This is a genomic window from Clostridium sp. MF28 (assembly GCF_002969175.1).
In the GTDB taxonomy this organism is placed as follows: Bacteria; Bacillota; Clostridia; order Clostridiales; family Clostridiaceae; genus Clostridium; species Clostridium beijerinckii.
Genome location: NZ_CP014331.1, coordinates 3,043,053 through 3,055,552, shown reverse-complemented (window position 1 = coordinate 3,055,552; position 12,500 = coordinate 3,043,053). Strand labels below are relative to the sequence as shown.

Sequence of the window (12,500 nt, the reverse complement as noted above, 5' to 3'; positions counted from 1 at the left end):
GGGGAAGGTTCTACGGAACCGAAGTATCTGATTCCATGCTTCCAAGAAAAGCATCTAGAAAGAGAAGTAGTGCCCGTACCGCAAACCGACACAGGTAGATGAGGAGAGAATCCTAAGGCCGACGGAAGAATTGCAGTTAAGGAACTAGGCAAATTGACCCCGTAACTTCGGGAGAAGGGGTGCCTGAGAAATCAGGCCGCAGAGAATAGGCACAAGCAACTGTTTAACAAAAACACAGGTCTCTGCTAAAGCGAAAGCTGATGTATAGGGGCTGACGCCTGCCCGGTGCTGGAAGGTTAAGGGGAACACTTAGCAAAGTTTTGCGAAGGTGTGAACTTAAGCCCCAGTAAACGGCGGCCGTAACTATAACGGTCCTAAGGTAGCGAAATTCCTTGTCAGGTAAGTTCTGACCCGCACGAATGGCGTAATGACTTGTGCACTGTCTCAACTGCAAATCCGGCGAAGTTGTAGTGCGAGTGAAGATGCTCGCTACCCGCGATTGGACGGAAAGACCCCGTAGAGCTTTACTGTAGCTTAGCATTGAATTTCGGTATTGTCTGTACAGGATAGGTGGGAGACTGGGAAACTAGGGCGTCAGCCTTGGTGGAGTCGTTGTTGGGATACCACCCTGATAGTATTGAAGTTCTAACTGGATGCCATGAAACTGGTGACAGGACATTGTTAGGTGGGCAGTTTGACTGGGGCGGTCGCCTCCTAAAATGTAACGGAGGCGCCCAAAGGTTCCCTCAGAACGGTCGGAAATCGTTCGAAGAGTGTAAAGGCAGAAGGGAGCCTGACTGCGACACCTACAAGTGGAGCAGGGACGAAAGTCGGGCTTAGTGATCCGGTGGTACCTCGTGGGAGGGCCATCGCTCAACGGATAAAAGCTACCTCGGGGATAACAGGCTGATCTCCCCCAAGAGTTCACATCGACGGGGAGGTTTGGCACCTCGATGTCGGCTCGTCGCATCCTGGGGCTGAAGTAGGTCCCAAGGGTTGGGCTGTTCGCCCATTAAAGCGGCACGCGAGCTGGGTTCAGAACGTCGTGAGACAGTTCGGTCCCTATCCGTCGCGGGCGTAGGAAATTTGAGAGGAGCTGTCCTTAGTACGAGAGGACCGGGATGGACTGACCTATGGTGTACCAGTTGTTTCGCCAGAAGCATAGCTGGGTAGCTAAGTCGGGAAGGGATAAACGCTGAAAGCATCTAAGTGTGAAGCCCACCTCAAGATGAGATTTCCCATAGCATAAGCTAGTAAGACCCCTTGAAGACTACAAGGTTGATAGGTCAGAGGTGTAAGTGTGGTAACATATTTAGCTGACTGATACTAATAGGTCGAGGGCTTGACCAATATAGTCAAGTTGTAAATACATTAAAGAAACTGTGTGCAATTTTGAAAGAACAAAGTTTTTTCAAATTGAAGATCTCGTGATGATGGCATAGAGGTAACACTCCTTCCCATTCCGAACAGGAAAGTTAAGGTCTATAGCGCCGATGGTACTGCATGGGAGACTGTGTGGCAGAGTAGGACGTTGCGAGGTAAGCAAAAAAGATAGTTGTAATAACTATCTTTTTTTATTTTATAATATTTCGCACTTTTAATAAGTAGGCTCTATGGTATTAATTGATTCATATGCTTGAATTGTATTATTTAAAATATATGAATAATTATAAAGTTTAAGGTAATATATTAAAGTTGTTTTAATACTAATTGTTAAAGAGAGGATTCAAGATATGGATTCTCTTTTTTTATGGTATGAATTTTGGTAAATTAAACACTATTATCATTGGTTAGATAGTGAAGATCGCCCTGTGATCATGATTTTAAAAAGATATATAAGTGACATGAGTTTAAAATCATTTTTCCAATATTAAAAACTTAGCAGAATAAAACTTAGGTGCTGCTCACTTTATTTCCTAATACACAGCGTCTTTTATGCGCTTGATTATTGCTATTCTGTGAATTGATTTTAAATTTAATAAAATGAATGATTGAATATTATACATTATATATGGATAAAAATATATATTTATTATATTAAAAGTTAAATTAATTATAATTTTTATTAAAAATAAAGAAAAATAAGTGAAAAGTACCATAAAATTTGGTAAGATATATATATAGTGAGAATTATAATAAAGAGAAGCATTTAATTTAGTTTATGAGAGGGATATGAATATGGATGGGGGTATAGTTTAATGCAAAATGATCCTAAAAGCAGTAAGATTAAAGATAAAGATGAAATAGGTCCTAGAGATATGAACGGTTTGACAGAAGAAGACGGAAAAGTATCTATCGAAGATAATTCATCTGTTGAGAAAAGAATAAGTAAGACAAAGGGAAGAGCGAAAAAGAAAATTTCCTCAAAGGAAACAACTGAATTAAATCCAATTAATAATCTAGATATTAAGGTAAAAGACATTACTACAAATGATAAAGAAATTGGTATTAAATCTAAAGGGAGTTTAAAGAAATCTAAGGCAATTGATAAGAAGAATGCGTTGGAGAATAAAAACGAAGAAAAAATTATTTTAAAAGAAGAGAATAATAAAGAATCTGAATTGGAGGGTGGAGATAATATTAATAAATCTAAATCCACCAAAACGAATGAATTAAATGTACAATCAAAGACAAAAAGAACAACTAATAAATCTTCAAAAGGGAAATCTGCAGTAACTTCAACAAAAGCAAGCGCAAGAAAAAAATCAGCTTCAAAAGAATTAATGGGAGAATTTCAAGCAGAAGGGGAGAAGATTGAAAAGTCGAAAACAGAACATAGTAAAATTAATGTTAAAAAGAGAACAGAAAGTATTGATAAATCTGAAATAACTAATCTTAACACATATTTGTTTCATCAAGGTAAAAACTATGAATCTTATAATATTTTAGGCTCACATATTAAAACTGAGAAAAGAAAGAAAGGTGTGCAATTTGTAACGTGGGCACCTAATGCAAAAGATGTATATGTAGTTGGGGATTTTAATAATTTCGAAGTAAAAGAGGAATACAAACTTGAAAGAATAACTGAAAATGGATTATGGAGAGGCTTTTTTTATACTGCGAAGGCCGGAAATAGATACAAGTATTGTATAGTGGGAAGCGATGGAGAGATGGGAGAATACAAAGCCGATCCGTATGCAATACAAAGTGAATTGAGACCAGATAATGCATCAATAGTATATAAGCCTAAAGCTTTCAAATGGAATGATAAAAAATGGATTGATCAAAGAAATAAAATAAATGTACTTGAGCAACCATTAAATATATATGAGATACATTTGGGCTCATGGAAGACAAATAAAGATGGCGGATTCTTAAAATACGAAGAAATCGCAGAAGATTTACCTAAGTATGTAAAAGATATGGGATATACACATGTAGAGCTTATGCCGCTTATTGAACATCCATTGGATGCTTCTTGGGGATATCAGGGGACAGGTTATTATTCACCAACAAGTAGGTATGGGGATTATGAAGGTATTAAAATTTTAATAAATAAATTGCATGAGGCTAATATAGGAGTAATAATGGATTGGGTTCCAGGTCATTTTTGTAAGGATGCTCACGGATTATATAAGTTTGATGGAACACCAACATACGAATATCAAGAAGAATGGAGAGCGGAAAATAAGGGTTGGGGAACTTGTAATTTTGATCTAGGTAGAGATGAAGTTAAAAGTTATTTAATATCGAATGCATTATACTGGTATAAAGAGTTCCATATTGATGGATTAAGGGTTGATGCTGTATCAAGCATACTTTACTTGGATTATAGCAGATCGCCCGGGGAATGGATACCAAACAAATATGGAGGAAATGGGAATTTAGAAGCAATAGATTTTCTAAAGGAGTTAAATAAAGCAGTATTTGCAGAATATCCGACTGCACTTATGATTGCAGAGGAATCAACATCTTGGCCTAATGTCACAAAACCTGCAATTTATGATGGTTTGGGATTCAACTTAAAATGGAATATGGGTTGGATGAATGATACATTAGAGTATGTCGAAATAGATCCTAAATATAGAAAACATAATCATAAAAATATAACATTTGCGATGATGTATAATTATGCTGAAAATTATTTATTGCCACTTTCACACGATGAAGTTGTTCATGGTAAGAAATCATTGGTAAACAAAATGTGGGGAGATGAATGGAATAAGTTTGCAGGTCTCCGAGCGTTTATGTGTTATATGATGGGACATCCGGGCAAAAAGTTATCGTTTATGGGGTGCGAATTTGCTCAGAAAATTGAGTGGAGAGAATATGAGGAATTAAAATGGAACCTAATCGATGATTTAGGAATCCATAAAAAAACTCAATTATTTTTTAAGGATTTAAACAATCTATACCTTAATAATAAAGCTTTTTGGGAGCTCGATCATGACTATAGAGGCTTTAATTGGATAGAAGCCGATAATAATGAACAAAGCATATTAATTTTTGCTAGAAGAAGTAGAAATGATAAAGATACACTGATTTTTATAATTAATTTTACTTCTATTGTGTATTATGATTATCAAATTGGAGTACCATTTTTGGGGAGCTATGAAGAAGTATTTAATTCTGATGATAGTAAATATGGTGGTTCAGGTCAGATTATGGGTGAAATGCTTGTATCTGAAAAGACTCAATTCCACAATCAACCATATTCTTTGAAAGTAAAAGTGCCTCCAATGGCAACATTAATATTAAAAGTGAATGAAATTAATGTAGATCAAGAAATTAAAGAAAAAGATGAATAAAAGGTTAAAAAGACCGTTTGAGAAAGTAAATATTATAAAAATATCTATAGTATAATGATATAAATTTATTTGCTAGAGGTTGAGGGGGATAAAGAATGAGAGTTTTATTTGTAGCATCTGAAGCTAGTCCGTTCATTAAAACAGGGGGGCTCGGAGATGTTGCTGGGGCATTACCAAAAGCACTTGCACAAAAAAATGCAGATGTAAGAGTTGTTATACCAAAGTATAAAGAAATTAGTTGGGAAGTAAGAGACAAGCTAAGGTTTGTTAAATGGTTTAATGTTAAAGTTGGATGGAGAGAACAATTTTGTGGCGTATGGGAATGCTTTCATAATGGAGTAACATATTATGTTTTAGATAATGAAGCATATTTTAAGAGAGATGAAGTCTATGGATTCTATGATGATGCAGAGAGATTTGCGTTCTTTGATAGGGCCGTATTAGACATGTTGAGGCAAATAGATTGGCAGCCAGATCTTATACACTGCAATGACTGGCAAACTGGGATGTTACCTGTACTATTAAAATTTGAATATAAAAGAAATGATATGTTCTATTGGAAGATGAAATGTGTATATTCAATTCATAATATAGCATTTCAAGGAGTATTTGATCCTCAAATATTACCGGAGTTATTTGGATTTGATATGGAGCTTTATAATAACACATGCTTAAAATTTGATGATGGCGTAAGTTATATGAAGGGTGGATTATGCTATTCAGATGTTATTACAACTGTTAGTAATACTTATGCATACGAAATACAAACACCTGAGTATGGTCAAAGATTGGATGGAGTATTAAGAGAGAGGTCCTATGCATTAAGAGGAATAACAAATGGTATAGATTATGATGAATTTAATCCGAAGACAGATAAATTTATTAAAAAGAACTATAGTATAAACTCTATTGAAGATAAAGCAATAAACAAGACGGAGTTACAAAAAGAGCTAGGGCTAACTGTTGATAAAAATATACCAATGCTGGCGATGGTAACTAGATTGACAAGTCAAAAGGGAATGGATCTATTAGTAAATATTTCTGATAAACTATTACAAGAAAATGTTCAACTAGTTATTCTAGGAACGGGAGATAAGCATTATGAGGAACATTTTAAATGGCTAGATTCTAGATATGGAAATAAGGTGTCTGCTAATATTAAATTTGATAATGGGTTAGCAAATAAAATTTATGCAGCATGTGATATGTTTTTAATGCCTTCACTTTTTGAACCATGTGGATTAGGGCAATTAATAGCACTTAGATATGGTTCTATTCCTATAGTTAGGGAAACTGGGGGACTCAAGGATACAATAATTGCATATAATGAGTATACTGGAGAAGGTAATGGGTTTAGTTTCAGAAATTACAATTCAGATGAGTTATACAATATAATAGAATATGCGTTATGGATATATAAGGATAAGGGTAAGTGGGAAAATCTAATCGAAAATGCAATGAATTCTGATAATAGCTGGAATAGGTCAGCTCAAATATATTTAGATTTATATAGAGAATTAACAGGACAAGATTAAGATGAGGACATAATGTTATGAGGGGGTATATCAATGCTCGAAATGGATAAAAAAACATTTAAAAAAGCTTATGTAAATAAGTTTTTAGAAATGCATGGTATTGAGTTAAAAGAAGGAACTAATCAACAAAAGTATGATGCTTTGGGAAGCTTAGTAAGGGATTATGTTACAAGAACTTGGCTTAAAACAAATAAAAAATATAATAAGACTGGGGAGAAGCAAGTTTATTATTTTTCTATGGAATTTTTACTGGGACGGTTACTTGGAGATGCTTTATTAAATATAGGCATAAGAGATATATGTAAAGAAGCGTTATCAGATTTAAATATAAATTTAGAAGAGTTGGAAAACTTGGAGCAAGACCAAGGACTAGGTAATGGTGGATTGGGAAGACTTGCAGCATGCTTCTTGGATTCAATGGCATCTTTAAATATTCCAGGAAACGGGTGTGGGATTAGATATAAATATGGATTTTTTCAGCAAAAAATTATAGACGGAAAACAAGTTGAGGTATCTGATGATTGGTTAAAGCTAGGAAACGTCTGGGAGAAGAGAAAAGCAGAAAAAGCAGAAATTGTTAAGTTTGGTGGAGAAATAAAAGTAAGCGAAATAAATGGACGCTTAAGCTTTATGCATATAAATTATGAGCCTGTATTGGCAGTCCCATATGATACTCCAATTGTAGGGTACGAAAATGAAATTGTAAATACCCTTAGATTATGGAGTGCGGAGGCGGTTTCAAACGAGTTTGATTTTTCATCATTTAGTAGAGGTGATTTTCTCCAAGCAATTAAGTATAAAAATTCAGTTGAATCAATTTCGCAAGTGCTGTATCCAGAAGATTCATTTTATGAAGGTAAAATGTTAAGATTAAAGCAGCAATATTTCTTTGTTTCAGCGGGAGTTCAAAGCATTATAAGGCACTGTAAAAAGCATGGAAAAGATATATTGTTACTAGATGAAAAAGTGGCGATTCATATAAATGATACTCATCCTACACTTGCGATACCGGAACTTATGAGAATATTATTGGATGAAGAAGGGTTAGAATGGGATACGGCTTGGAGAATAACAACTAATACAATATCGTACACTAATCACACAATTTTGGCAGAAGCTTTGGAAAAATGGCCAATAGATATGTTTCAAAAATTGCTTCCAAGAATATATATGATTGTTGAAGAAATTAATAAAAGATATTGTGCAGAACTTTTAACTAAATATCCAGGCAACCTTGAAAAAGTTAGAAGAATGGCGATAATAGCTGATGAGCAAGTCAAGATGGCACATCTAGCGATTGTAGGCAGTCATAGTGTAAATGGGGTAGCAAAACTTCATACAGAAATATTGAAGAAAAAAGAGATGACAGACTTCTATTATCTTTATCCAAATAAATTCAATAATAAAACTAATGGAATTACTCATAGAAGATGGCTTTTAAAAAGTAATCCAGAGCTTACAAAACTAATTAAAGATACAATTGGAGATAGCTTTATAAGACATCCACTTGATCTAAAGAACTTTGAGAGGCATTTGTATGATGAAGTGATTCTAGAACAGTTAGGAAAAATTAAAAAATTTAACAAAGAAAAGCTAGCAAGTATAATATTAGAGAACGATAATGTAAGAGTGGATCCTGATTCTATATTTGATGTTCAAGTAAAAAGAATACATGCTTATAAGAGGCAAGTACTTAATTGTTTAAGAATAATGGATTTATATAATAAATTAATTGATGATCCTAATTACGATATAGTTCCAAGGACATTCATCTTTGGAGGAAAAGCTGCACCAGGTTATTATTTAGCTAAAAATACTATTGAATTAATAAATTGTGTTGCAAACAAAATAAATAATGATTCTAGAGTAAATGAAAAGATAAAAGTTGTTTTTATTCAAAATTATAGAGTTTCACTAGCTGAACAAATAATCCCGGGGACAGATGTAAGTGAGCAGATCTCAACGACAACAAAAGAAGCTTCAGGAACATCAAATATGAAATTTATGATGAACGGAGCTATCACAGTAGCAACATTAGATGGGGCAAATATTGAAATAAAAGATGAAGTTACAGATGATAATATAGTGATATTTGGATTAACTGCAGATGAAGTATTGAATTATTACAAAAATGGAGGATATAAATCTATTGATATATACAACAATGATATTAGAGTAAAAAGGGTAATTGATGATTTAATAAACGGAAAATATCATAGTGATAAAAATAAATTTAGAAGTATATATGAAAATCTAATAAATTATAATGATGAGTTTTTTGTTTTACAAGATTTTGACTCATATTTAAAAGCTCAAGATAAGATTGATACTCTTTATAGGAATGCTAGTAAGTGGCAAAGAATGTGTGGAATTAATATTGCACATTCAGGGATATTCTCATCTGACAGAACAATAGAAGAATATGCAACAGGTATTTGGGGATCAGAGGTAATCTATAAGAATCTATAGGAGGATTAACTGAATGAATGATATACAGGTATTACATGACTCTCAAAGCATAAGATTTAGAAGGCCCTTTGGCGCTGTAGAGGCTGGTCAAAAGGTTAAGATATCTATTAATATTAATAAAGACATAATTGTAGCAATCGAATTGATAAAATTCGATGGAACTAAAATGAATATGGGAATGAACAAGGAATATTTAAATAATGGTGAATTTAATATTCTGCAGAAATTGATACATCTGATGCTTTGGGGATATTAGAATACTATTTTATTTTAATAGATGGGTATGACAGAGTATATTATGGAAATAATGACAATCATTTGGGAGGAGTTGGCCAAATATATACTTATAATCCTGTGCCATATCAAATAACTGTATATGAAAAGTCATTCGTACCAAGATGGTATAAAGAAGGTGTAATATACCATATTCTAATAGATAGATTTTACAATGGAAATGAAAATAAAATTATAGATAATACAAAAGAAAACTCATTTATATACGGAAGATGGGATGATAGCCCTATGTATATTAGAGATAGTTTTGGAAAAATTGCCAGGTGGGATTTTTATGGAGGAAATCTAAAGGGGATAATAAAGAAATTAGATTATATAAAGGAATTGGGAGCTAATATAATAAAGTTAAGCCCAATATTTAAATCCCCTAGTTGCCATAAATATGATACAGCGGACTATGAAATTGTAGATGAAATGTTCGGCACAAATGGTGAATTTAGAGAATTATGTAAAGTGGCAAATAGTAAAGGAATTAAAATTATTCTAGATATTGTACTGAGCTATACAAGCTCTGATAGTAAATATTTTAATAAACTAGGAAATTACGACGATGTTGGAGCGTATAATTCACCAAACTCTAGATTTTATGATTGGTATAAATTTATTACATATCCATATAGGTATGAATCTTGGTGGGGAATGGATGATAGACCGAATGTTAACTCGATGCAAAAAGAATATGTTGACTATATTATAAGTGGAGATAATTCTATTATAAATAAGTGGACAGATATGGGAGTTAGCGGATGGTTTTTAAATGTGACAGATGAGCTTCCAGATGAATTTATAGAACTAATAAGAAAGAAAATCGGAGAAATAAATAAGGATACTGTACTTTTAGGTGATATATGGGAAGACGCATCTAATAAGATAAGTTATTCAAGAAGACGAAAATATTTACAAGGGAATGAAGTGCAAGCTGCAACTAATTATCCCTTAAGGGAAAGTTTAATTAATTTTATCAAGGGGTATATAAAGTCAGATAAGTTAAGACAAAAAATTATGTCATTGTACGAGAATTATCCAAGAGAAAGTTTTTATGGAAATATAAATATTTTAGGTACCAATGATACAGAAAGAATTTTAACTGTTCTGGATGAAAATATATCACTGTTAAAATTACTTATAGCAATTCAATTTACTTTGCCAGGAGTACCACTAATATACTATGGAGATGAAGCCGGCATAAAAGGTGGAAGAGAGCCTGATAATAGGAGAAGCTATCCATGGGGGAAAGAGAACAAAATGCTTGCTGATTTCTACCATAAAATAATTAAAATAAGAAATAATGAAGATGGTTTAAAAAAAGGGAAGTTAAGTATCTTTGAAACTGATCCAAACGTATTTGCGTTTGAAAGAAAATATGAAAATGAAAGCGTAATAGTATTAGTAAATGTTTCAAGCGAAGCTAAATTAATTAAAGAAATTAACTTAAGTGGAGATTATGTGAATTTACTTGATATTAGTGAAAAGTATAAGTTTGCAGGAAGTGATAGCGTTATAACTATCTTTCCATATGATTTGAAAATATTGCGTAGGATCTAGTTCATTGAGTTTGATTATATAATAAAAAATTGACAAATATTTTGATATATGCTTATGTGGAATTTAATGGAAAATAAATGTATAATATATTGTATGCAAAACTATAAATATAAATTCCAGGGGTAATCATATTATAAAATAATTATTAAAAATATAATATGCTTCTGCAAGTTCACTTAAATAAAAATGTAATAATAATCATTTTTTTTGAACATAGGAGCATATAATATAAAATTTATCTAATGAGAACAAACACATATGAGAGGAGATAATATTATGGGTAAAAATGAAATTGTGGCAATGATATTGGCTGGTGGACAAGGATCGAGGTTAGGGGTATTAACAAAAAAATTGGCTAAACCAGCAGTACCGTTTGGAGGAAAATATAGAATTATAGATTTTCCATTAAGCAATTGTTCGAATTCAGGAATATATACAGTAGGAGTATTAACGCAGTATAAACCGCTAGAATTAAATGCACATATTGGCATAGGAGAAGCATGGGATTTAGACAGGGCTCATGGAGGGGTACATGTATTGCCACCATATCAAGAAGAAAAAGGCGGAGAGTGGTATAAAGGTACTGCAAATGCAATTTATCAAAATATAGAATTTGTTGATAGATATGATCCAGAATATATTTTGATTTTATCTGGAGATCATATATATAAGATGGATTATACAAAGATGCTAGATTTCCATAAAGAAAAACAGGCAGAGGCAACTATAGCTGTTATTGAAGTGCCAATGGATGAAGCATCTCGATTTGGAATAATGAATACAAGGGAAGATTTATCAATATATGAATTCGAAGAAAAACCAAAAAACCCAAAAAATAATCTAGCATCAATGGGAATATATATTTTCAATTGGAAAACTCTAAAAAAATATTTGAGAGAGGATGAATCGGACAAGACATCAAAAAATGACTTCGGAATGAATATAATTCCAAGTATGCTTGGGAATGGAAATAAAATGGTTGCTTATCCATTTAAAGGATATTGGAAAGATGTTGGTACTATAGATAGCCTATGGGAAGCAAATATGGATTTGATAAGAGAAGATAATGAACTTGATTTACATGATGAGGAATGGAAGATATATTCAGTCAATCCAGTAAGGCCGGCACAATATATAGGCGAGAATGCAAAAGTATCTAATTCATTAGTTGTTGAAGGTTGTGTTGTTAATGGACAAGTGGAAAGCTCAATATTATTTCAAGGAGTTCAAATAGGAAAAAACTCAGTTGTTCGAGATTCAATAATTATGACGGATGCTAAAATAGGTGATAATGTAGTTATTGAAAAAGCAATTGTTGGAAGCGGAGCAATAGTTCGAAAAGACTGTAAGATTTCTTTAGGTGATGAAATAGCTATTATTGCAGCAAAAGAAGAAGTAAAAATGGGTACAGTTATAGAAAATAATAAAGCAGTTTAGCGAGATCACTAAGGGGGAGAAAGAAATGAAAAATTGTATTGGTATAATCAACTTAGATGAAAATGAAAACAGAATGGGTGAATTAGTAGTTAATAGATCTCTTGCTTCAGTTCCTATTGCAGCAAGATATAGAATTATAGATTTTATTTTATCAAATATGACTAACTCAGGAATTAATTGTATAGGAATATTTACAAAGAATAAGTCAAGGTCTCTAATAGACCATTTAACAAATGGAAGACCATGGGACTTAAATAGAAAAAAAGATGGATTAAAAGTTTTTAACTTTGGAAATGACGAGCCTGTTTATGATGATGTCCATAATTTCGCTGAAAACATACAATTTTTAACACATAGTAGAAGAGAGTATGTATTATTAGCACCAAGCTATATGATTTGTAATATAGATTACAATGAAGTTTTGGAATACCATAAGAGTACAGGTAAAGATATTACAATGGTATATAAGAAG

5 protein-coding genes, 2 rRNA genes and 1 pseudogene (2 of these 8 cut by a window edge) are annotated in these 12,500 nt (G+C 32.7%); all 8 read left to right on the top strand.

All coding sequences use genetic code 11. The annotated features are described in order from the left end of the window. Positions 1 to 1,350 (top strand): 23S ribosomal RNA (locus tag AXY43_RS12995) (it extends 1,561 nt beyond the left edge of the window). 73 nt (positions 1,351 to 1,423) lie between these two features. Then, positions 1,424 to 1,540: ribosomal RNA gene (rrf, locus tag AXY43_RS12990) — 5S ribosomal RNA — on the top strand. Positions 1,541 to 2,198: 658 nt separating this feature from the next. Beyond that, entirely contained in the window at positions 2,199 to 4,748 is a 2,550-nt protein-coding gene (gene glgB, locus AXY43_RS12985; RefSeq protein ID WP_077831444.1) for a 1,4-alpha-glucan branching protein GlgB, read from the top strand. Between the two features lie 95 nt (positions 4,749 to 4,843). Further along, the gene (gene glgA, locus AXY43_RS12980; RefSeq protein WP_023976931.1) at positions 4,844 to 6,283 is read left to right on the top strand and encodes a glycogen synthase GlgA; all 1,440 of its coding nucleotides are present in this window, start codon (positions 4,844 to 4,846) and stop codon (positions 6,281 to 6,283) included. A 33-nt stretch (positions 6,284 to 6,316) separates the two neighbouring features. After that, positions 6,317 to 8,752: a glycogen/starch/alpha-glucan phosphorylase gene (locus AXY43_RS12975; protein WP_012061057.1), complete on the top strand. Its 2,436-nt coding sequence runs from the start codon at positions 6,317 to 6,319 to the stop codon at positions 8,750 to 8,752. Positions 8,753 to 8,765: 13 nt separating this feature from the next. Continuing rightward, positions 8,766 to 10,591 (top strand): annotated as a pseudogene (locus tag AXY43_RS12970) (glycoside hydrolase family 13 protein). A gap of 276 nt (positions 10,592 to 10,867) precedes the next feature. Then, complete coding sequence (locus tag AXY43_RS12965; RefSeq protein ID WP_012061055.1) at positions 10,868 to 12,028, top strand: glucose-1-phosphate adenylyltransferase; 1,161 nt, start codon at positions 10,868 to 10,870, stop codon at positions 12,026 to 12,028. A 25-nt stretch (positions 12,029 to 12,053) separates the two neighbouring features. Beyond that, a protein-coding gene (glgD, locus tag AXY43_RS12960; protein ID WP_077831439.1) for a glucose-1-phosphate adenylyltransferase subunit GlgD crosses the window boundary here: on the top strand, positions 12,054 to 12,500 show its beginning. 666 nt of this gene lie beyond the right edge of the window; 447 of the gene's 1,113 nt are visible here — the first part of the coding sequence; it begins with the start codon at positions 12,054 to 12,056; the stop codon falls past the right edge of the window.